Genomic DNA, 20618 nt, shown 5'->3' with positions numbered 1-20618 from the left:
GAGGGGATTTCCACAGGTGGATCCGCTCCGGTGGTGAGGCGGGCGCAACCGTGCCAGGCTTGATCACATGCTGTCGATCCGGCGTAACGATCCGTGCCAGTACGACACCCTTGCCGGCGAGTGGTGGCGGCCCGGCGGCGGGTTCGAGCTGCTGCACTGGCTGGCCGCCGCCCGCGCCGAGCTGATCCCGCGGCCCGGCACGCCCGGCCAGGTGCTGCTGGACGCGGGGTGCGGCGGCGGTCTCCTCGCGCCGCACGTGACGGCCCTGGGTTACCGGCATGTCGGCGTCGACCTGCGGCCCCCGGGGCTGGCGCTCGCTGCCGATCGGGGCGTCACACCGCTGGCCGGGGACGTCGCCGCCCTGCCGCTCGCCGACGGCTCGGCCGACGTCGTGGTGGCGGGCGAGATCCTGGAGCACGTCACCGACCTGAGCGGCACCGTCGCCGAGCTGTGCCGGGTGTTGCGGCCCGGCGGGCGGGTCGTGCTCGACACGCTGAACGACACCGCCCTCAGCCGGCTCATCACGGTGACGCTGGGTGAGCGGTTCGGGGTGGTGCCGACCGGCCTGCACGACCCGGCGCTGTTCGTGTCGCCGGCCCGGCTGCGGGCCGAGTTCGCCCGGCACGGTGTCCCGCTGGCCGTCCGCGGGATCCGGCCGAGCCTGCCCGGCCTGGTGCGGTGGCTGGCGCTGCGCCGCGATCCGGACGAGCGCCCGCTCGGGCGCGTGGTCCCGACGTTCTCCACCGCCGTCCTCTATCAGGGCGTCGGCCGCAAGAGCGGGCCCGCTCCCGCCGCGCTCGTGACGGCAACCGCCGCGGACGTGCGGCGGCCGTGGTGACCGTGACGGAGGCAGTGATCAGCGGGCTGGGCGTGGCCCTGCCGCCCTCCACGGGGCAGGACGAGCTGTGGGACGGCTTCTTCGCCCAGCATTACGCCGCCGGTCGCCGGGGCCTGGCCAAGCGGATCTTCGCGAACTCCGGGGTGGTCACCCGGCAGGCCGCGGTGAGCCCGTTGAAGGAGGACGTCTCGGGCTGGTCCACCGAGCGCCGGATGCGTCGCTTCCAGGAGGAGGCTGTTCCGCTGGGCAGTGCCGCGGTCGGCCGGGCGCTGGCCGACGCGGGCCTCGACGCCTCGGAGGTGGGGCTCTTCGCGGTCTGCTCCTGCACCGGCTATGCCACGCCCGGGCTCGACATCCACCTGGCCCGGGATCTCGGCATGTCACCGAACGTGCAGCGGCTCTTCGTCGGCCACATGGGCTGTTACGCGGCGTTGCCGGGTCTCGGCACGGTCAGTGACTTCGTGGTGGCCCGCGGGCGGCCCGCGCTGCTGCTCTGCGCCGAGCTGACCAGCCTGCACATGCAGCCGGCCGGCGCAGGCCCACCGGACGTGCAGCAGATCGTGTCGCACGCGCTCTTCTCCGACGCGGCCGCCGCCGCGGTGCTCGTCCCGGCGTCCTCCGGGCAAGCGGGATATGTGGTGCGCGAGGTCGCGGCGGTCACCGACAGCACCACGGCCGGCCACATGACGTGGGAGGTCACCGACCTCGGGTTCCGGATGGGGCTGTCACCGGAGGTGCCGACGGTGCTCTCCCTGCACGTCCGCACGCTCGTCGAGGACCTGCTCAAACGGCACCGGCTGACGATCGGCGAGGTGGACGGGTGGGCCGTGCACCCGGGCGGGCCGAAGATCCTGGACGTCGTGCAGGAGCGGCTCGGACTCGACGATCAGGCGCTCGCGGCGTCACGGGGCGTGCTCGCGGCGTACGGGAACTGTTCCTCACCCACCGTGCTCCTGGCCCTCGACGCCCTGCGTCGGGAGGCGCGGCCGCCACGGCGGGTGGTGATGCTCGCCTTCGGTCCGGGGCTCACGCTCTACGGAGTGCTGCTCGAGTTCTCTACAGTCGCAGCGTGAGCGCGGGCAGCGCCGCGTCACCGGGAGAGCGCGGGCAACCGAGTCACCGGGAGAGCGCGGGCAGCGCCGCGCACCGGGAGAGCGCGGCGTGAACGGAACGGGAGCGGTGTGAGCGGAACGGTTGCGGCGTGACAGAGCGGGGACGCGGGGTGATCCTGCACGGGCTGGCCGTGCTGATCCTGGTGGCGGGCGGGATCTGGTGGTGGCGGTCGGCACCACGGGACGACTCCGACCCGCGGCTGCTGGCCTGGCGGCTGACCGCTGAGCAACTCCTGCCCGAGACCGGTGACCAGGAGATGACCGACACCGTGGTGGTGCCCGCTTCGAGCAATTACGAGAAAGGCGCCGATCTGGACGGGGGCGCGTTCCAGGTCGCCGTGGTGTGCGCCGGACCGGACGGCAGCCGGGTCCGGGTCAGTTTCGGCGACGACGAGTCGGGGCGGGGACTGCCCTGCTCGGGGGCCCGGACGCCGGAGGTCTTCAGCGTCGGGGTCGGCAGCCAGTTGCGCCTGCGGGCCGCGGCCGACGACAAAGGCCCGATCGTCTTCCGCTACACGGTGCAGCGGGCCGCCACGAACTGACCACTCGCCGGCCCGCGTGCCCGGCGGACGCCCCGGGCCAGCCCTCTTCCGCTCCGGCTGGTCAGCGGCTCGGGTGGTCAAAGGCTTGGCTGGTCAGAGGCGTTCGAGGTCGGGCCGCAGAGTGTTGACCGAGACGACGTGGGGGATCTTGCGGAGGATGTCGCCGGTGCTGGTGACCAGGATCGCGGCGGCCGTCCCGTCCTGCGTGGTGAGGCCGAGCTGCTCGCGCAGGCTGCCGGTCGGATCACGCAGGTAGCGCACATTCTTCCCGTCGTAGCGCGGAGCCCGGGCCGTGGCGGCCTGACCGGGCGACGCGGGGACCGACGGCGTGGATCGTGACACGGCGAGCACCGCGATGTCCGGTTTCACCGCGCCGACCGTGTCGGCGATCAGCGCGTCACAGTCGCAGCCGTCGATGAGCAGGATGACCACCGGCAGCTGCCCGTTGACCGGCACGACCTTCCCGTCGGCGTCGATCAGCTCGAGTGCCGGCAGCGCCTTGACCGGCGCCGGGGTGGAGCCGGCGGTGCGCTGGGTGGCCGGCTCCCGTGAGGGCCCGGGCCAGGTCGAGGCGAACAGGCTGGCCACCGTGACCAGGATCGCCATCGAGATGATCAGGGCGGGTGCGCGCAGCATCAACGTGCCCGCCTTGCGTGCCCACCGGATCGCCGGCCGGCGCAGGAACCGCTGGAGACGGCCCGCCGGTGGGGACAGGTGCAGCTCCGCCCGGACCGCCTCGACCTCGTCGGAGAGCTCGGACAGATCGTCCGGGATGACGATGACGCCCCACTCCTCAGGGAGGTCGGGCAGTCCACCCGAAGAGCCGCCGTCGGGCGGCCAGCCGCCGTTGTCGCTCGCGCCTGCCATGATCCACCTCCCCCCTGGCCGACCAGATCTTGCTTCGGTCGGGGAACTTCCGTCCAGCGTCTCGCACGCTACGCCGCATCGCCAGTGGTGGGGCGCTGTGGACCTCAGCGATACGCTTGATCTCGCAAAGCCATCAGGTCCGGAATTTCCGACTCAACAGCGAGTCCAGTGACATCCCAGTCACTTTGAGTTACTTAGGCAGCTTCCCGCGCTGGTGTCAAGCGGTAGAAAGCCCCGTCACAGGGCCCCTGAGCTGCACTAACAGTGACCGTCAGGGCAAGACAGAGCCGCCTGAGCGTGTTACCCTAGACACAGCGAAAGGGGTTTCGAACCTATGGTTTTCAGTGTCGGCGAGACCGTTGTTTACCCCCACCACGGGGCCGCACTCATCGAGGCAATCGAGACTAGGGTCATCAAGGGCGTTGAAAGGCAGTATCTCGTTCTGCGTGTCGCCCAGGGCGATCTGACGGTTCGGGTGCCCGCTGAGAACGCCGAGGAAGTCGGCGTGCGCGAAGTGGTTGGCGAGGAAGGCCTGGGCAAGGTCTTCGACGTCCTCCGCGCTCCGCACACCGAGGAGCCGACCAACTGGTCGCGGCGCTACAAGGCCAACCTGGAGAAGCTCGCTTCCGGTAACCCGCTCAAGGTTGCCGAGGTTGTTCGCGACCTCTGGCGTCGCGAGCGGGAGCGCGGTCTCTCGGCAGGCGAGAAGCGCATGCTCGCGAAGGCCCGCGACATCCTGGTCGGCGAGGTGGCCCTCGCTGAGAAGAGCACCAAGGACGAGGCTGAGGTCCTGCTCGACAAGGTCCTCACCGAGGCCTGATCCAGCGACGCACCCTTCACAGCCTGTGAACGCCGACCGCGACGTGACCGCGCAGCTCAATGCTCGCGGTGACGTCGCGGTCGTCGTTCCGGCCGCGGGTGCGGGATTGCGGCTGGGGCCGGGTGCTCCCAAGGCTCTGCGGCTGCTCGAGGGCGAGCCGCTGCTCGTTCATGCGGTGCGCCGGCTCGCCGCCGCTCCCTCGGTCCGGATGATCGTCGTGGCCGCGCCGCGCGCCGACGTCGGCGCGGTGCAGGCTCTGCTCTCGCCGGTGGCGCCGGTCACGGTGGTTCCCGGCGGCGCCGAGCGGCAGGAATCGGTGGCGGCCGCGCTCGCCGTCGTTCCGGACGAGGTGCCGATCGTGCTGGTGCACGATGCGGCCCGCTGCCTTACTCCACCCTCGGTGACCGAGCGGGTGGCGGCTGCGGTCCGGTCCGGCGCCGATGCTGTCATCCCGGTTCTCCCGGTGGTGGACACGATCAAGGAAGTCTCCGCCGACGAGGTCGTGCTCGGCACCGTCGACCGTTCGGTGCTGCGGGCGGTGCAGACCCCGCAGGGCTTCCGCGCCGCTGTGCTGCGGGCCGCGCACGAGGCGGCAGCGGATTCGCACACCGACGATGCCGGCGCTGTCGAGAAACTCGGGATTCCGGTCCGGTGCGTTCCGGGGTCGGATCTGGCGTTGAAGATCACTCGGCCGTTGGATCTGGCGCTGGCGACGCATCTGCTGGCGATGCCGGACCCCGAAGCGCCGGCGGTCTGACCCGGCCCTTCCCGGCGCGGCCCGCGGCTCGGCCCTTCCCGGCTCGGCCCGTGACTCGGCTGGATCCCAGGCAGCCCGTGGCCTGGTTGGACCCAAGGCGGCCCACCGGCGGTGAGTGCGGCGCGCAGGGTGTCGTGCTGGGGCTGGCGTGGCTGGATCCGAGGCGGCCGACGGCTCGGCTGCATTCGAGGCGCCCCGCGGCTCGGGGTGCCCGGGTGCGGCCTGGCGTGGCGGGTCGGCGGTTAGGGTGATCGGGTGATCATTCCCCGGGTGGGCATCGGCACTGACGTGCACGCATTCGACGCGGACCGGGCCTGCTGGGTGGCCGGTCTGGAGTGGCCCGGCGAACCTGGGCTGGCCGGTCACTCGGACGCCGACGTCGTGGCGCACGCCGCCTGTGACGCGCTCCTCTCCGCGGCCGGCCTGGGCGATCTGGGCAGCAACTTCGGCACGAGCCGCCCGGAGTGGGCCGGCGCCGCCGGGGTGACCCTGCTCGCGGAGGCGGCGCGGCTGGTGCGGGCCGCCGGGTTCGCGATCGGGAACGTGTCGGTGCAGGCGATCGGGAACCGGCCGAAGATCGGCAAGCGTCGCGCGGAGGCCGAGAAGGTGCTGTCGGCCGCGGTCGGCGCGCCGGTGACCGTGTCCGGGACCACCACGGACGGGCTGGGGCTCACCGGGCGGGGCGAGGGCCTGGCCGGCGTCGCGGTGGCGATGGTCTACGCCGAGATGCCCGCCGCTGGATGACGGCTGCCGAGGCTGGGTGCGGCGGTTGCCCTGGGTACGGTGACGGCTGCCGAGGCTGGGTTGCGGCGGTTGCCCGGGTGGGTGACGGCTGCCAGAGGGCCGGGCTGCGGCTGCCGCGGCCGGGTTGCGGGGGGTGCCGCAGTGACGGGTGTCAACCGTCACGGAAGGGGAGCCGCGTTTCTCGGGCATGATGACGATCATGACTGTCGTCCTGCCCGATGTCGCCCGTAGGTTGATCGACAACCCCACCTACGCGGTGCTCAGCACGATCAATGCGGACGGCTCGCCGCAATCGACGGTCATCTGGGTGAAGCGGGACGGGGACGACATCCTGTTCTCCACGATCAGGGGGCGGCAGAAGGCACGGAACCTGGAGCGTGACCCGCGCGCCTCGATCTGCGCTTTCGACCCGGCACAGCCGTCGTCCTACTGCACCGTCGAGGGGACGGTCACGCTCGGCGACGATCATGACGATCTGATCGGCATGCTGAGCTACAAGTATGCGAACGAGGCGTGGACCAGCGACGGCCCGGAGACCGTGCGGGTGGTGTGCCGGCTCACCCCGACCCATGTGATCTACAGGTAGACCGCCTACGCTCCGACTGTGCCCGCCCCCATGGAGCCCGACACCACGCCGGAGGAACACCGCCAGCGTGCGCTGCTGCTCGCCGACCTCGGCCGTTACGACGAGGCCGCCGAGGAGGTCGCCGCCGGTCTGCAGAGTGCTCCGGACGAGTCCGCCCTGCTGGCCACGCTGGCCCGCATCCACCTGGCCGCCGATCAGCCCACCGAGGCGCTGGTCGCCGCCGACCGGGCTGCCGCGGCTGACCCGGGCACGCTGGCGGCGCTGGTGGTGCGGGCGATGGCGCTGACCGACAGCCGGCGTTTCGGTGAGGCCGCGCAGATCGCCGGGGAGATTCTGCGGGCCTGGCCCGAGGATGCGTACGCGCAACGCACCGGCGCCGCGCTGCTGAGCGAGTCGCGTAACGGCCAGGAGGCGCTGAACGCCGCGTGGAACGGGGTGCGGGTCGCGCCGTCCGAGGCCGAGGCGCATCTCGTTCTGGCCGTGGTCGCCGCGCGGCTGCGACTCTTCGATCTGGCCCAGCGGGCGTACGCGGAAGCGCTGGATCTTGATTCGGCGATCGGTGACGCCGGGCAGGATGTCGGGATCGTCCGCCTGGAGCGGCGCCGCTGGGCCCGCGCGCTGGAGGATCTGGCGGAGGAGGCGTCGCTGGGTGCTCCGCGGACGGAGCCGGACAGGTTCCCGGTCGAGCAGCCGACGGCGACGCCGGCCCCGTCGAACTTCGCGGAGCCGCCGGCGATCAGCCGCCCGAGCAAGCCGGTGCTGGACGTCTCCGCGGACTCTGCCGACGCGGTGCTGGAGACCATCCGCTACGGCGCGAACGGCACCCTGGTCGCGGCCGTGGTCACCGCCGCGATGACGCTGATCAGCACGGGCATCTCGCGGGTCTGGGCGGGGCTGATCGGGTTCCTGGTCTTCGCCGCTGTCGTCTTCTGGTTCCGCAGTCGCCTCACCGAGCCGGCCGGGCTCGTGCTCGCGCGCCTGCGCTCGGGGAAGCGGGCGCTCGTCGTGGCGCTCTACCTGACCTTCGCCGCGCCGCTGTTCCTGGTGGCGTATGCGGTGGTCGGTGGTCTGCCCACGCTCCTCGCGGGCATGGTCCTGGCAGCCGTCGCCGAGGGGCTGGTCCTGCTCCGCCGCCGGTGACGGCCCGCCCGCTCCTGCCCCGTCCTGCCCGGGGCCGCCCCGTCCTGCCCAGGGTTGCCCGGTCCCGCCCGGGTCGGCGCCGGCTCGGCGTCGCGGTCGCCGGTGGTCGGGCTTTCAGGCTCGATCCGCGGGGTACGGCGGAGGCCGCGCGACTGCTCACCGCCGTACAGGAAAAGGAGCGGATAGACCGCCGCCCCCGTATTTTGGCCGCATGGCCGATCTTCTGATTGCCGCGCTGGCGCTCGTGGCGCTGGCCGTCGTGCTGGTCGTGCTGTTCCGGGCGGAGACGCTGGGCCGCACCTACTTCGCCGCCGGCCTGGTGATCATGACGCTCGCCGCTGCGGCGACCGGGGTGCTGCTCTACCGGTCGCACAAGCCGAAAGGGACGCCGGCCGCCGAGGTGAGGTCGCCGCAGGCCGCCCTCGGCGCCGCTGTTCAGCGGCTGGAGCTGCCGCTGCCGAAGGGTGACAAGTACCCGCAGACCGCGGTGCTGCTGCGCGACCAGGTGCGCCCGGGCCCGGATGCGTGGACCGGGGACATGTCGCTGATCTGCTCGACCCCGGGCAAGGACGACACCGTGCAGAACTGCGCGGACGGCGACGAACGTGTGTGGAGCGCCGATCCGCTGGAGCAGCGGTCGGTGGTGGCCCGCGCCGCCGGTGATCCGTTCGCCGGGCCGGAGGCGTGCGCCGAGGCCAACGGCGCCACGTACCAATCGCAGTATCTGGAGTTGGAGGCCGGCCGGGCGTACTGCATGCGCCTGACCGCCGACCCCGGGCACGTCGTCGCCTTCCGGATACCGGCCTTCCCGACGGAGAAACCGCTGCCCACGGGCCTGACCGTCGAAACGGCGGTCTGGCTCGTCTGAGTCACACTGTTGTCCGGCTCACGCGTGGTCCGTTAGGTTCGGGTCGTGTCGACGATGGTGCCTCCGCTGTATGCCGGGCTCGTCGATGACGCGTCCCTGTTGCCGCCCAGCCCGATCGGCCTGACCGAGGCCGAGGCGAAGTTCCACGAGCACGCCTCGGCGTGGTACGCGGAGCTGATCGGCGCCTTGCTGGTCCCGGCGTCGGTGGTGGGCTCGGAGCCGGTGCCCCGGCTCGCGGGGGCGCTGATCGGCGACATCCCGGCCGGCGCGCTGCCCGCGACCGTGGAGAAACTGCGCTCGGCCGGCATGGTGATCGCACACGTCGAGGCGGCGGTCGCCCGGCGTGGCGAGGATCCGCAGCCCGGTCTCGCCCTGCTGCGCACGTTCGCGGCCCAGGAGACCTTCCACGTGTGGGCGGAGATCCCGCTGAGCTGGGGGCTGATCGGTGCTCTGGACACGCTCGCCGAGGCCCGGCGGGCGGGTCAGTCGATCGCGCCGAAGTTCCGGGTCGGGGGGCTGGCCGCCGAGCTCTTCCCGACTCCGGTGGAACTGGCCGCCGTGATCTGCGCCTGCCGCGATCGGGAGTTGCCGTTCAAGCTCGCCGCCGGTTTGCGGCACGCCACCCGGCACACCGACCCGGAGACCGGTTTTACCCATCACGGCTTCCTCAACGTGCTGGTCGCGACGCTGCTTGCGGCGGACGGCGCCGAGGTGGCCGAGGTCGCCGAGGCGCTGGCCGCGACACATCCGGTGCCGCTGGTGGAGCCGGCGCGGTCGCGGCGGGAGATGCCACGCCCCCTCTTCGCCGGTTTCGGCGCGGCGAATGTGGTGGAGCCGCTGACCGAATTGGTCCGTCTCGGATTGATCAACGGTGGGTACGAGTGATCCGCCTCGACCGGGCCTGACATACTCCCCGCTGTGACACGAGTGCTGCTGCGAGGGTCAGCGGCGGTGCTTCTGCTGCTGGCCACGGTTTTGGTCGGCTGGCGGATCCTCAAGCCCGCCGAAGTGCTGGCGACCGCGAAAACGCCCTACCCTCCGCTGGTCATCGCCCAGCGCGGCGCGTTCGCCCACGTCAATGTGGCGCCGCTGATCTTCCAGGATCGGCTGCGCATCTACGCCGCGAAGCATCAGGTGCGCGCGGACGATCCGATCTATGCCCACGGGCTGAACACGACACGCTGGTCGCTGCGGCGCTGGCCGGCGCAGCTCAGTGGCGTCGTCACCGACGACACGATGGTGATCACGCGGTGGTCCGACGGTGTGGTGGTTGGGCTCGACGGCCGTACCGGCAACGTCGCCTGGCGTGCCGACGGCCCGGATGCGCCGGATTACGCCGGTCACCGCACCGGCGCCCCGACGGTCTGGAATCCGCCGGACCTGCGGGTCTCCTCCGGCACCGTCCTGGTCACGGCAGGGCAGGAGCTCATCGCGTACGACGCGAGCACCGGCGCCGAGCGCTGGCGTGCCACGGCTCCGGTCGATTGCACGAACGGCTTCACCACGGCCGGCGGGGCGTATGTGTGCGGGAACACCTCCTACGCCCTCACCACGGGGCAGCCGGTGGCCGGGTGGCCGACCGGGCCGTTCACCGCGGTCGGCTGCCCGGTGGGGCACTCGAACTGTCTCGGGTTCCGGGACGGGGCCAGCCACGGGTGGCGGACCTCGCTGCTCCAGCCGCGCCGGGCGGTCGCGCTCGACACCCCGGGGACGACGGTGGCGGGTGGCATCGTCGTGGGGGTCCAGGGCCGGGTCGTGACCGGTTACCGGGACGACGGGACCAAGGTGTGGACGTGGAACGGGCTGGCGAAGGTGCTCGGCGGCCCGCCCGGACGGCTGCTGCTGCTGACGCCGAAGAACGACCTGGTCGCGCTGGACCCGTCGACCGGGCTCCGGCAGTACCGGTTCCGGCTCGGGGTGTCCAAGCGTGAAGAGATCGACTGGAACGTCGGGGCGGTGCAGGTCTCCGAGCACTACATGGCGATCGAGCGGTTGCGTAAGGGCGGATCCAAGGACCCGGAGTCGCCGACGCACTTCTTCTCGGCCAACATGGTGCTGATCGTCTCGATCTAGGGTTTGCGCCGCGTCGCCCGGCTGGTGCTGATGGTGGTTGTTCGTCCCGGACGACCACCGTGAGCACCAGCGGAGAACCGTGACGGGTCCGCGGCGAGAGCATGGGAGTGGCCTGGCAGCGATCGCTGCCAGGCCTTCTCCGTTTCCGGTGGGGCTATGCCAGGCGCGGCAGCAGGGCCGCCCAGGCCTCCTCGGCCGCTCCGGCGATGGGGCCGCCGTCACCGAGCGCGGCGGGGCGGATCGGGGGCGGCGCGTCGCGGTGGATCGACATCAGCCCGTCACGGTAGGCGGCGTGGATCTCCTCCGGGACCGTGGCCAGCAGATCGGCGCCCAGTCCACCGAGGGTGACCAGGTCCGCGTCCAGGCCGTTGACGAGGCCGGCGATGCCACGGCCGAGATTCGCGGCGACAGCGCGGACGGCCGCGACCGCTGGGGGGACCGGTGCGGCGACGGCGTGAACGGCCGCGACCGCGGGGGCAGCCGGTGTGGCGGGAGCACCGGCGAGCAGCTCCGCCGCTGACGTGATCACGCGGCGGGCGTAGGAGAGGGTGTCGACCGGGGTCGGGTCGCCGAGGAGGCGGGCCAGCTCGTGACCGTCGACCGCGACGCCCCAGCACCCGCGGGCGCCGCACGGGCAGCGGACCGACGGATCGCCGAACGGCATATGACCGAACTCACCGGCAGCGCCGCGGGCGCCGATGACCGGGCGGCCGTCCTCGACGACGGCGCCGCCCAGGCCGGCTTCGATGCGCAGGTGCAGGGCGACGGCGGCGTCGACAGCGGCACCGCGGCGCGACTCGGCGGTGGCGGCCAGGGTGGCGTCGTTGCCGGCGACGAGGACCTCCGCCTCCGGCCAGAGAGCGGTCAGGTCGGCGTCGTGCCAGCCGGGGCCGACCGCGTCCAGGCGACGGTCACGGGAGACCGTGCCGGGGGCGGAGATGCCGGCCGCGCGCAGGCGACCGCCGTACCGCACGCGAAGCTCCTCGATCGCGCCCCGCACCGCCGAACGGACCTCGGGCCAGGCGGCGCCCGCGTGCCGGCCCTGCAGCGCGGTGTGTGCGGCGCCACCCAGCTCGACCACCTCGGCCCGCCAGATCTCGTGGGTGATCGCGACGGCCACGACGAGCGGGCCCTCGGGGTGCGGGAGCAGGACGGTGGTCGGGCGGCCCCGGGTGCCGCTCGGCGCGGCCGGACCCTGGATCAGGAGCGCGGCGCGGCTCAGCTTGGCGACCAGCTCGGTGGCGGTGCCGGTGCCGATGCCGACCAGCCGGGCGGCGTCCGCCCGGGTCACCCCGGGGCTGCGGTGCACCACTCGGAGAAGTTCGGTGGAGCGCGTCGTCACATCCGTTCCCCTTTTTATGCTCTTGTTCAGAGCTTATTCTGCGGGAGTGAGTTTCCACCGCCCCGCACTGGTCGTTCTCGGTGCATCCACGTTCTTCTACGTCACAGCGGAGACCCTGCCGGTCGGGCTGCTGCCGCAGATCTCGACCGGGCTGCACGTCACCGAGGCCCAGGTGGGCCTGCTGCTGACCAGTTATGCCGTGGTCGCGGCACTCAGCACGATCCCGCTCACCGCGCTGACCATGCGAGTGCCCCGGCACACCCTGCTCGCCGTCACGGTAGCGATTTTCGCCGTCTCGCAGGCGGCCGCGACGTTCGCCCCGACCTTCCTCGTGCTCGCGCTAGCCCGGCTCGTCTGCGCGCTCGCGCACGGCGTGTTCTGGTCGGTGATCGGGCCGATCATCGCCCGGCTCGCGCCGCCGGACCAGATCGGCCGGGCCACCGCGATGACCTTCATCGGGAACTCGCTCGCGATCGTGCTGGGCGTGCCGCTGGGCACCGCTGTCGGGCAGTGGCTGGGCTGGCGGGTGGCGATCGGGCTGATGGCGGCCGGCGGGGCGGTCTGCGTGGCGCTGCTGCTCGCGGTGCTGCCGAAACTGCCGCCACTGCCACGGGACATGGCCATGGGCTCCGGGGCACGGCTGCGCAACGCGGTGTTGATCCTGCGGGACCGGCGGGTGGCACGGCTGTGCGCCGTGACCGCGGTGCTGGTGATCGGGCACTTCGCCGCCTACACGTACATCGCGCCACTGGTACGCCGGGACGCCGGGCTGGACGGGGCCGGGCTCAGCGCGCTGCTGCTCGGGTACGGCGCGGTCGGGCTGCTCGCCAACTTCGTGGTCGGACGGTACGTCGATCGGCGCCCCGGGCCGGTCCTGCTCATCCTGATCGGGGTGCAGGCGGTGTCGGTGGTGCTGCTCGCGCCCGTGCTCGGCACCGTGCCGACGATCCTGGTGACCCTGCTGTGGGGCGGGGCGTTCACGGCTATCCCGGTCTTTCTGGGCGCGACGCCGATGCGGGTGGCGCCGACCGCGCGGGACGCCGCCTCGGCGGTGTACGTGGTGGCGTTCCAGGTGGGGATCGGCGGTGGCGCGTTCGTCGGGGAGCGGTTCGTGACCGCCGGTGAGCTGGGGATGCTGCCGCTGCTGGCGGGGGTGTTCGCGGTGCTCGCCGGGATTCTGGTGCTGACCTCGCGGGAGGTGTTCCCGAGCCGGATCAGCGCCGACGACCACCACCGGGTCTCCGCCGAAGCCGCCGCCGCGCACTGAGCCACGCGCGCGCACGACCCCGGGGCCGCGTTGCAGGCTGAGCCAAGCGGGACCTGCAGGACCGGCGGGTGGCGCAACGGCGGCGCGGCGCGTTGCGCGCCGGCGAAGGCGGGAAGGGCCACCCGTTCGGGGGTCAATGCCGCCGGCCGGGACGAACGGCGCGACCGGGCGGCTAACGTCGTAACCGGCCGCAAGGAAAAGCCTGGCCGGCCCGCGGCGGATTCGCGGACCGGCCAGGTTTGTCAGGTAGGGCATCAGCCCGCCACGCGAGCCCGTCACGGGTTTTCGGAACCGCGCCCATCCACGGACGTCGCCCTTTCGGGTTTCGCGTCCTGGGCCGGCCACGGCCCTGCGAAGCCCGCAAGGGTCCCCGCGGGAGCGACGATCCGGACCACAGCGGAGACAGGACCTCAAGATCTTGAAGTTGATCCTGATGGCTCTGAGGGCGCCGGCGGAGAGCGCAGTTGCGCGGTCAGGCGTTGAGGGCCGCTTCCGCCGCCGCCAGGAACGCGTCGTTCTCCTCCGGGGTGCCGATGGTGACGCGGACGCCGTCCGGCTGGAACGGGCGCACGATCACGCCGCGGCTCTCGCAGGCCGCGCCGAACGCCGCCGCCCGGTCGCCGAGCGGCAGCCACACGAAGTTGGCCTGGCTGTCCGGCACGTCGACGGAGAGCTTGCGCAGCGCCTCGGTGACCCGGTCCCGCTCCGCGGTGACCAGGCCGCAGCGCCGGACGACCTCCTGCTCCTGGGCGAGCGCGGCGAGTGCGGCGGCCTGCGCGACCAGGCTGGTGGAGAACGGGGTGAGCACCTTGCGGACGGCGGTGGCGACCTCGGGCTGGGCGACCAGGTAACCCATCCGCAGGCCGGCCAGGCCCCAGGCCTTGCTCATGGTCCGCAGGACGACGACGTTGCGACGGTCCGCGTACGTCTCCAGGGCGTCGGGCACCGTGGGGTCGGTGACCAGCTCCCGGTACGCCTCGTCGAGCACCACCAGCACGTCCGACGGCACCGCCGCGAGGAACCTGTCGAGCTCCGGTTTCCGCACCGCGGTGCCGGTCGGGTTGTTCGGGTTGCAGACGAAGATCAGGCGCGTCCGGTCGGTGATCGCGGCGGCCATCGCCGTGAGGTCGTGCCCGTGGTCGCCGGTGTTCGGTACGCGGATGCTGGTCGCGCCGGCGCCGGCCGCGATGATCGGGTACGCCTCGAAGGAGCGCCACGAGTAGAGGACCTCGTCCCCCGGCATGCAGGTGGCCTTGACCAGCACCTCGGCGAGCGCGACCGAGCCGCAGCCGGTGACCACCCGCTCGGCCGCGACCCCGTAGCGCTCGGCGAGCGCGTCCCGCAGCTGCAGCGCCGCCAGATCCGGGTAGCGGTGCATGCCCCGGGCGGCCTCGGTGACCGCCTCGACGACCCCGGGCAGCGGCCCGTACGGCACCTCGTTGCTGGCCAGCTTGATCGCCTCGGCGATGCCGAGCTCCCGGACCAGGTCGGCGACGTTGCGGCCGGGCACGTAGGAGGGCAGCGCGTCCAGGTCGGCGCGGGTGAGGCGGGTCATTCTGGTCCTCCGGGGTTCTCGCCGCGCGGTGCGGCCTCGACGGTGGGCTGGGTGGCGCCGTGCGGGACCGCGACCACGACGGTGGACGCCGACTTGTCGTGCCAGGCCTGCCGGAGCCGCTGGTCGAAGGTGGGGGAGAGCGAGTCGAGGAACTGCATGACGAACCCGACCAGGCACCACCACAGCAGTGTCCACGCGCCGAGCTGGGCCCACCGGCCGAACGCGCGCCGGAACCCGATCGGGGCGGTGCTGTGCACCCCGACGACCTTGATCCCGACGATCATCTTGCCCAGGGTCTGCCCGCGGCCGGCGATCGCCGGCGCCTCGTAGAGCAGCCAGAGCAGGGTCGCGATCAGGATCATCGCCAACTCGAGGGACGACATCCGCGAGGTGGGCTCGATCATGGCGGGCTCGGCGCCGGCCCTGAGCTGGTCCATGTAGTTGGTGAGGATCGGGTGGAAATCCTGCCACCACTGGTAGGCGAACCAGCCGTTGACCACGACGTTGAGCATCAGCACGACGACGATGTCGATCAGGCGGGCGAGCAGGCGCTGACCGAGGCCGGCCAGGGCCAGCCCGTGCGGCCGGGCCTCCGGCGTCGGGTACAGGTAGGCGTGCGGGGGCTGTGGCCAGCTCTGCGGGTGCATCGGCGGCTGATGCCACCCGGCCGGCGGTTGCTGTGGCGGCTGGAACCCGACCGGGGGCTGCTGCCAGCCGGGCGGCGGGGGTTGCTGCCACCCGGGCGGCGGCTGTTGCGACCCCGGGGGCGGCTGTTGCCACCCCGGGGGCGGCTGCTGCCAGCCCACCGGAGGCTGGGCGCCGGGCGGCGCCCAGCCGGGCGGCGGGTAATGACCCGGCGGGGCCGGGGGCGGTGCGGGTTGCTGGGGCGGTGCCGGTTGCTGGGGCGCCGCGGCCTGCGGCGGTGCTGCTGGGAGCTCCACCACCACAGGCGGCCCGTCCGGCGGGACCGCGTCGGCCGGGATGGCGGCGCCGAGCCAGCCCTCACCGTCCCAGTAGCGCTGGGTGGTGGTGTCGGCCGGGTCCTTGTACCAACCCGCGGGAAGGGAACTCATGCGCAAACCTTTACCACGAGTGTCTGACGGTTCCCTGCGCGCAGGTCAGTGCGTCACAGGTTGCCGCGGCGTTCCTGCTCCCGCTCGATGGCTTCGAAGAGCGCCTTGAAGTTGCCCTTGCCGAAACCGAGGGAGCCGTGCCGCTCGATCAACTCGAAGAATACGGTGGGACGGTCCTGCACGGGGGCCGTGAAGATCTGCAGGAGATATCCGTCCTCGTCGCGGTCCACCAGGATCCGGCGCTTCTTCAGCTCCTCGATCGGCACCCGCACCTGGCCGATCCGGGCGCGCAGCTCCGGGTCGTCGTAGTACGAGTCCGGCGTGTTGAGGAACTCCACACCGGCCCCGCGCATCGCGTCGACGGTGGTCAGGATGTCGTTGGTGGCGAGCGCCACGTGCTGGGCGCCCGGGCCGCCGTAGAACTCCAGGTACTCGTCGATCTGCGACTTGCGCTGCGAGATCGCCGGCTCGTTCAGCGGGAACTTGACCTTGCGGGTGCCGTCCGCGACGACCTTGGACATCAGCGCGGAGTAGTCGGTGGCGATGTCGTCGCCGATGAACTCGGCCATGTTGGTGAAGCCCATGACGCGGCGGTAGAACTCCACCCACTCGTCCATCTTGCCGAGCTCCACGTTGCCGACGACGTGGTCGACGGCCTGGAAGAAGCGCTTCGGGCGGACGGCCACGATCGGCTCGCGCGCCACGAAGCCCGGCAGGAACGGGCCGTCGTATCCGGAACGGTCGACCAGGGAGTGGACGGTGTCGCCGTACGTCGCGATCGCCGCCATCCGCACGGTGCCGTTCTCGTCCTTGAGGTCGTACGGCTCGGTCACGCCGCGGGCGCCGGTCGAGGTGGCGTGCCGGTACGCGGCGTCGACGTCCGGGACCTCGATGGCGATGTCCGAGATGCCGTCGCCGTGCTTCGTCACGTGCTCGGCCCCGGGGGCTCCGGCGTGCACCATGCCGGTCAGCACGAACTTGGCGCCACCGCTGACCATCACGTACTCGGCGTGGTCGCGGAACCCCTGCTCCGGGCCGCGGTACGCGACACAGCGCATGCCGAAGGCGGTGGAGTAGAAGTGAGCGGCCTGCCGGGCGTTGCCTACCAGGAAGCGCAGGTGGTCGACGCCCTTGACGGGGAAGACATCGGGGGTGCGGGTCTCGGGTTGCATCGTCCCTCCGGTTCCTACGGGGGCCGCCTCGTGAGCGGCACGTCCTGGGGCCGAGGTTGACGCAGGTCACAGCGATGGGCAAGAGTCGCCGAAAGTGCTGGTCAATCTGTGCAATCGGTAGAGAGGTGACCCGGGATGGCCGAGCAATCTGTGCAGCTCGACGAGCTCGACGCGAGGCTGGTCGAACTGCTCGCCGCCGAGCCGCGCATCGGGGTGCTCGAACTCTCCCGGCGGCTCGCGGTGGCTCGCGGCACGGTCCAGGCGCGGCTCGACAAGTTGACCGCCCGTGGCGCGATCAAGGGGTTCGGGCCCGAGGTCGTGCCGGCGATGATCGGTTTCGGGGTGATGAGCTTCGTGACCCTGGAGATCAGTCAGCGCTACGGGCACGACGCGGTGGCCGGTCACCTGGCCGAGATCCCCGAGGTCCTGGAGGCGCACACGATCACCGGCAGCGGTGACATCCTGTGCCGGATCGTGGCCCGCTCGAACGCCGACCTGCAGCGCGTGATCGATCAGATCGTCGGCTACGAGGGGATCCGGCGAGCGCACACGATCATCGCGCTGGCCGAGCTGATCCCGTACCGGACGGTGCCACTGACGAAGGCCGCAAGCCGGATATAAGCCCACGACACGGGCTTTCTACGCTCGTGGGGCCGGTGGATCGAGGTCATTAGTGTTCGCGCATGGCCTCGGGCACGTGGAAGGGAGTCACGCTGGTCGCTGCCGTCACGGTCACCGTGCTGGCCACGACCGGGGTGTGGAACCCGTTCCCGCAACTGTGGGAGTGGGTCAGCACGAGCGGGCCCGTCGCGCCCGGCACCCGCTGGCAGCAGCGGCTCGGTGGCACGCCGCAGAGCGTCTCGGTGGTCGGCGAGTCGGTGGTGGTCGAGTACCGGACGTCGGTGGAGGCGTACAACCTGACCACGGCCGTGAAGACGTGGCAGTCCGACGCCGACTGGGCCGTGATCGCGGGCCAGGGCAGCGACGCCGTGGTGGTCACCGGCCGGCTGCTCACCAAGGGCTACCAGGTGCTGGACGCGCGGACCGGCACTGTGAAACGGGCCGACACCGAGGCGAGCGCGGTCTGGGCGTACCAGAACGGGATCGTGGATCTGCATTGCGCGAGCGGCAACGACTGCCGGCTCACCGCCTGGGATCCGCGGGCCGGCTCGCGGCTCTGGTCGGTGGCGACCGGCGGGATCGGCTTCGTGCTGCACGCCGCTAACCCGGACGTGCCGGACTCCCGCCGGCTCGGCACCGGCGACGTGGACGACGACGCGGCCGGGCCGGCGATGATGCCCGGGCTCTTCGGGCTGCCTGACGACGGCAAGGTCCGGGTGATCGACACCGCCACCGGCAAGCTCGTCCAGACCGTCGAGAGCGGTGCTGACCAGCGGATCGCCGTGGTCGGCGGCCGGGTGCTGACGATCACCGGGACCGCCCGGGACGGCACCTGCTACTACGGCGTGGTGGCCACCTCGCCGCCGAACAACCGGACGGTGTGGAAGCGGGACGGGCTCAACCTGCGGACCGCGGAGAGCGACTGCAAGCAGGACCGGGACCCGGCCGGTGGGTACGACGTGGTGCTCGGCGTCGACCCGTACGGCCGGCAGGAGCTGATCAACGCCGCCGACGGGCGCATCCTCTGGTACGGCGACAAGACCTCCGAGGTGCTGGCCGTCGACGACCGGTACGCGGTCATCCGCACCGGCGACACGGTGCTCGGCTGGTCGTTCGCGCGCGGCAAGGCGGTGTGGCGGCAGGGCGGGCGGGCCAAGGCGGGGGCGGTGGTGACGCCGTACGCGGTGATCGTCGTCTCGTCCGGACGGGTGACGGCACTGAATCCGGCGAATGGTGCGGTGCGGGCGGAAGTGCGTACGGAGTCGAAGGTCTTCACCGCCGCACCAGGCGGTTTGATCCTGGTTTCCGGGCGCGACATGGCCTATTTGCCCTACAGCTGACACGCCGACAGGCGCATATGCCGGGTGCGGGTTCGCATCGCCGACACCGGCTGGCCTAGGCTTGCCGCTCATGAGCAGAGGCGCCGCTTTCACCTACTCGCCGCTCTTGCCGACCGGCGACGACACGACCGAATACCGCCTGGTCACGGACGAGGGCGTGGATGTCGTGGAGGGCCCGGGCGGCCGCCGATTCCTGACCGTCGAGCCGGCGGCGCTGACCCAGCTCACCGCCGAGGCGATGCACGACATCGCGCACTACCTGCGGCCGGCGCACCTGGCGCAGCTGCGCGCGATCATCGATGACCCCAAGGCGTCGCCGAACGACCGGTTCGTCGCCCTGGACCTGCTGCGCAACGCGAACATCGCGGCCGGTGGGGTCCTCCCGATGTGCCAGGACACCGGCACCGCGATCGTGATGGGCAAGCGCGGCCGGCACGTGCTCACCGACGGGCTCGACGAGGAAGCCATCGCGCTCGGCGTCTACCAGGCGTACACGCGGCTCAACCTGCGGTATTCGCAGCTCGCGCCGCTCACCATGTGGGACGAGAAGAACACCGGGTCGAACCTGCCGGCCCAGATCGAGCTCTACGCGGAGGACCCGAACGGGCACCCCGACGCGTACAAGTTCCTGTTCATGGCCAAGGGTGGCGGCTCGGCCAACAAGTCGTATCTCTACCAGGAGACGAAGGCGCTGCTCAACCCGAAGCGCATGATGCAGTTCCTGGACGAGAAGCTGCGGCTGATCGGCACGTCCGCCTGCCCGCCGTACCACCTGGCGATCGTGATCGGCGGCACCAGCGCCGAGCACGCGCTGAAGACGGCGAAGCTGGCCAGCGCGAAGTACCTGGACAATCTGCCCACCGGCGGCTCGATGCTCGCGCACGGCTTCCGGGACCTCGAGCTGGAGGCCGCGGTCCTGGAGCTGACCCGCGACTTCGGGATCGGCGCGCAGTTCGGCGGGCGGTACTTCTGCCACGACGTGCGCGTGGTCCGGCTGCCCCGGCACGGCGCGTCCTGCCCGGTCGCGATCGCGGTCTCCTGCTCGGCCGACCGGCAGGCGGTCGCCAAGATCACGCCGTCCGGGGTGTGGCTGGAGCGGCTCGAGACCGACCCGGCGCGCTTCCTGCCCGACGTGGATCTCAACGAGGAGCCGGTCGTCCAGATCGACCTCAACCGCCCGATGGCCGAGATCCGCGCCGAGCTCAGCAAGTACCCGGTGAAGACCCGCCTGTCCCTGACCGGCCCGCTCGTCGTCGCGCGCGACATCGCGCACGCCAAGATCGCCGAGCGGCTGGACGCGGGTGAGCCGATGCCGCAGTACCTGCGTGATCATGCGGTCTACTACGCGGGGCCGGCCAAGACTCCGGAGGGTTACGCGTCCGGCTCGTTCGGCCCGACCACGGCCGGGCGGATGGACTCCTACGTGGAGAAGTTCCAGGCCGCGGGCGGTTCGATGATCATGCTGGCCAAGGGCAACCGGTCACAGCAGGTCACCGACGCCTGCAAGGCCCACGGCGGCTTCTACCTCGGCTCGATCGGCGGCCCCGCGGCCCGCCTCGCGCAGGACTGCATCCGCCACGTCGAGGTGCTCGAGTTCCCCGAGCTCGGCATGGAGGCGGTCTGGAAGATCCAGGTCGAGGACTTCCCGGCGTTCATCGTCGTCGACGACAAGGGCAACGACTTCTTCGAGGCCGTCACCAAGCCCGTGCTGAGCATCGGCAAACGCTGAAGGATCAACTTCAAGATCCGCTTACGGTACGACGTTTTCGCCGCCCGTTCTCAGGCGACACGACCCGGTCCCGCCCGTGCCCGCGCGAGGTTCGCGGTGGGTCCGGGCGGCGGCGCGCCTCGCTGTTCTTGGCTGGTGCTCACGGTTGTCATTCGTGCCTCATGACAACCGT

The 20618-nt window shown here is 71.8% G+C and carries 20 protein-coding genes; 15 read left to right on the top strand and 5 right to left on the bottom strand.

Annotated features, from left to right (window positions below):
* Positions 1 to 67: 67 nt before the first annotated feature.
* The 3 genes from Acy02nite_RS22390 (at position 68) to Acy02nite_RS22380 (ending at position 2492) form a co-directional block, all read left to right on the top strand.
* Positions 68 to 838: a class I SAM-dependent methyltransferase gene (locus Acy02nite_RS22390; protein WP_203743566.1), complete on the top strand. Its 771-nt coding sequence runs from the start codon at positions 68 to 70 to the stop codon at positions 836 to 838.
* A gap of 2 nt (positions 839 to 840) precedes the next feature.
* Entirely contained in the window at positions 841 to 1911 is a 1071-nt protein-coding gene (locus Acy02nite_RS22385; RefSeq protein ID WP_203743564.1) for a type III polyketide synthase, read from the top strand.
* A 128-nt stretch (positions 1912 to 2039) separates the two neighbouring features.
* Complete coding sequence (locus tag Acy02nite_RS22380; RefSeq protein WP_203743562.1) at positions 2040 to 2492, top strand: DUF6023 family protein; 453 nt, start codon at positions 2040 to 2042, stop codon at positions 2490 to 2492.
* A 93-nt stretch (positions 2493 to 2585) separates the two neighbouring features.
* Here the strand turns inward: Acy02nite_RS22380 and Acy02nite_RS22375 are convergent, their stop codons facing one another.
* On the bottom strand, positions 2586 to 3359 hold the full coding sequence (locus tag Acy02nite_RS22375; protein WP_203743559.1) for a hypothetical protein: 774 nt from the start codon (positions 3357 to 3359) through the stop codon (positions 2586 to 2588).
* A 334-nt stretch (positions 3360 to 3693) separates the two neighbouring features.
* On the opposite strand from Acy02nite_RS22375, the gene Acy02nite_RS22370 reads away from it, so the two are divergent.
* From Acy02nite_RS22370 to Acy02nite_RS22335, 8 genes are all read left to right on the top strand, one after another.
* Positions 3694 to 4179: a CarD family transcriptional regulator gene (locus Acy02nite_RS22370; protein ID WP_014447856.1), complete on the top strand. Its 486-nt coding sequence runs from the start codon at positions 3694 to 3696 to the stop codon at positions 4177 to 4179.
* Between the two features lie 43 nt (positions 4180 to 4222).
* Positions 4223 to 4936 carry a 2-C-methyl-D-erythritol 4-phosphate cytidylyltransferase gene (ispD, locus tag Acy02nite_RS22365; protein WP_203743585.1) on the top strand — a complete coding sequence of 238 codons (714 nt, stop codon included), beginning with the start codon at positions 4223 to 4225 and terminating at the stop codon, positions 4934 to 4936.
* A gap of 255 nt (positions 4937 to 5191) precedes the next feature.
* On the top strand, positions 5192 to 5680 hold the full coding sequence (gene ispF, locus Acy02nite_RS22360) for a 2-C-methyl-D-erythritol 2,4-cyclodiphosphate synthase (protein WP_203743557.1): 489 nt from the start codon (positions 5192 to 5194) through the stop codon (positions 5678 to 5680).
* Between the two features lie 199 nt (positions 5681 to 5879).
* Positions 5880 to 6266 carry a PPOX class F420-dependent oxidoreductase gene (locus Acy02nite_RS22355; protein WP_239175097.1) on the top strand — a complete coding sequence of 129 codons (387 nt, stop codon included), beginning with the start codon at positions 5880 to 5882 and terminating at the stop codon, positions 6264 to 6266.
* Between the two features lie 18 nt (positions 6267 to 6284).
* A complete protein-coding gene (locus Acy02nite_RS22350; RefSeq protein ID WP_239175096.1) occupies positions 6285 to 7406 on the top strand; it encodes a tetratricopeptide repeat protein in 1122 nt (373 codons plus the stop codon).
* Positions 7407 to 7617: 211 nt separating this feature from the next.
* Positions 7618 to 8274: a hypothetical protein gene (locus Acy02nite_RS22345; protein WP_203743553.1), complete on the top strand. Its 657-nt coding sequence runs from the start codon at positions 7618 to 7620 to the stop codon at positions 8272 to 8274.
* A gap of 45 nt (positions 8275 to 8319) precedes the next feature.
* Positions 8320 to 9159: a hypothetical protein gene (locus Acy02nite_RS22340; protein WP_203743551.1), complete on the top strand. Its 840-nt coding sequence runs from the start codon at positions 8320 to 8322 to the stop codon at positions 9157 to 9159.
* Positions 9160 to 9192: 33 nt separating this feature from the next.
* A complete protein-coding gene (locus Acy02nite_RS22335; RefSeq protein ID WP_203743549.1) occupies positions 9193 to 10347 on the top strand; it encodes an outer membrane protein assembly factor BamB family protein in 1155 nt (384 codons plus the stop codon).
* Positions 10348 to 10501: 154 nt separating this feature from the next.
* Here Acy02nite_RS22335 and Acy02nite_RS22330 read toward each other — a convergent pair whose 3' ends face one another.
* The gene (locus tag Acy02nite_RS22330; RefSeq protein ID WP_203743547.1) at positions 10502 to 11689 is read right to left on the bottom strand and encodes an ROK family protein; all 1188 of its coding nucleotides are present in this window, start codon (positions 11687 to 11689) and stop codon (positions 10502 to 10504) included.
* Positions 11690 to 11735: 46 nt separating this feature from the next.
* Between Acy02nite_RS22330 and Acy02nite_RS22325 the strand changes: the two genes are divergently transcribed.
* A complete protein-coding gene (locus Acy02nite_RS22325) occupies positions 11736 to 12956 on the top strand; it encodes an MFS transporter (RefSeq protein ID WP_239175095.1) in 1221 nt (406 codons plus the stop codon).
* Between the two features lie 472 nt (positions 12957 to 13428).
* Here the strand turns inward: Acy02nite_RS22325 and hisC are convergent, their stop codons facing one another.
* From hisC to hppD, 3 genes are read right to left on the bottom strand one after another with little or no spacing between them, the layout of a single operon-like run.
* Positions 13429 to 14511: a histidinol-phosphate transaminase gene (gene hisC / locus Acy02nite_RS22320; RefSeq protein ID WP_203743543.1), complete on the bottom strand. Its 1083-nt coding sequence runs from the start codon at positions 14509 to 14511 to the stop codon at positions 13429 to 13431.
* The gene (locus Acy02nite_RS22315; protein WP_203743541.1) at positions 14508 to 15584 is read right to left on the bottom strand and encodes an RDD family protein; all 1077 of its coding nucleotides are present in this window, start codon (positions 15582 to 15584) and stop codon (positions 14508 to 14510) included. The genes hisC and Acy02nite_RS22315 overlap by 4 nt, the downstream gene beginning before the upstream one ends.
* A 53-nt stretch (positions 15585 to 15637) precedes the next feature.
* Positions 15638 to 16756: a 4-hydroxyphenylpyruvate dioxygenase gene (hppD, locus tag Acy02nite_RS22310; protein WP_203743539.1), complete on the bottom strand. Its 1119-nt coding sequence runs from the start codon at positions 16754 to 16756 to the stop codon at positions 15638 to 15640.
* A 135-nt stretch (positions 16757 to 16891) separates the two neighbouring features.
* Here hppD and Acy02nite_RS22305 point away from each other — a divergent pair, with 135 nt between their 5' ends.
* The 3 genes from Acy02nite_RS22305 to Acy02nite_RS22295 all read left to right on the top strand — a co-directional run bounded on the left by Acy02nite_RS22305 (position 16892) and on the right by Acy02nite_RS22295 (position 20446).
* Positions 16892 to 17377, top strand: a complete 486-nt coding sequence (locus tag Acy02nite_RS22305) for an Lrp/AsnC family transcriptional regulator (protein WP_203743537.1) — start codon at positions 16892 to 16894, stop codon at positions 17375 to 17377.
* A 62-nt stretch (positions 17378 to 17439) separates the two neighbouring features.
* On the top strand, positions 17440 to 18717 hold the full coding sequence (locus Acy02nite_RS22300; protein ID WP_203743535.1) for a PQQ-binding-like beta-propeller repeat protein: 1278 nt from the start codon (positions 17440 to 17442) through the stop codon (positions 18715 to 18717).
* Positions 18718 to 18787: 70 nt separating this feature from the next.
* Complete coding sequence (locus Acy02nite_RS22295) at positions 18788 to 20446, top strand: fumarate hydratase (RefSeq protein WP_203743533.1); 1659 nt, start codon at positions 18788 to 18790, stop codon at positions 20444 to 20446.
* The last annotated feature ends 172 nt before the right edge of the window (positions 20447 to 20618 follow it).

This window comes from Actinoplanes cyaneus, assembly GCF_016862095.1.
Taxonomy (GTDB): domain Bacteria; phylum Actinomycetota; class Actinomycetes; order Mycobacteriales; family Micromonosporaceae; genus Actinoplanes; species Actinoplanes cyaneus.
The sequence above is the reverse complement of the archived record's forward strand: the minus strand, read 5'-3'. Positions and strand labels throughout refer to the sequence as shown.

Bases quoted from the DNA above. Each gene is read 5' to 3' on its own strand.
- Acy02nite_RS22390 (WP_203743566.1), top strand. From the start codon at position 68: ATGCTGTCGATCCGGCGTAACGATCCGTGCCAGTACGACACCCTTGCC.
- Acy02nite_RS22375 (WP_203743559.1), bottom strand. From the start codon at position 3,359: ATGGCAGGCGCGAGCGACAACGGCGGCTGGCCGCCCGACGGCGGCTCT.
- Acy02nite_RS22370 (WP_014447856.1), top strand. From the start codon at position 3,694: ATGGTTTTCAGTGTCGGCGAGACCGTTGTTTACCCCCACCACGGGGCC.
- Acy02nite_RS22355 (WP_239175097.1), top strand. From the start codon at position 5,880: ATGACTGTCGTCCTGCCCGATGTCGCCCGTAGGTTGATCGACAACCCC.
- Acy02nite_RS22345 (WP_203743553.1), top strand. From the start codon at position 7,618: ATGGCCGATCTTCTGATTGCCGCGCTGGCGCTCGTGGCGCTGGCCGTC.
- hisC (WP_203743543.1), bottom strand. From the start codon at position 14,511: ATGACCCGCCTCACCCGCGCCGACCTGGACGCGCTGCCCTCCTACGTG.
- Acy02nite_RS22315 (WP_203743541.1), bottom strand. From the start codon at position 15,584: ATGAGTTCCCTTCCCGCGGGTTGGTACAAGGACCCGGCCGACACCACC.
- hppD (WP_203743539.1), bottom strand. From the start codon at position 16,756: ATGCAACCCGAGACCCGCACCCCCGATGTCTTCCCCGTCAAGGGCGTC.
- Acy02nite_RS22305 (WP_203743537.1), top strand. From the start codon at position 16,892: ATGGCCGAGCAATCTGTGCAGCTCGACGAGCTCGACGCGAGGCTGGTC.
- Acy02nite_RS22300 (WP_203743535.1), top strand. From the start codon at position 17,440: ATGGCCTCGGGCACGTGGAAGGGAGTCACGCTGGTCGCTGCCGTCACG.
- Acy02nite_RS22295 (WP_203743533.1), top strand. From the start codon at position 18,788: ATGAGCAGAGGCGCCGCTTTCACCTACTCGCCGCTCTTGCCGACCGGC.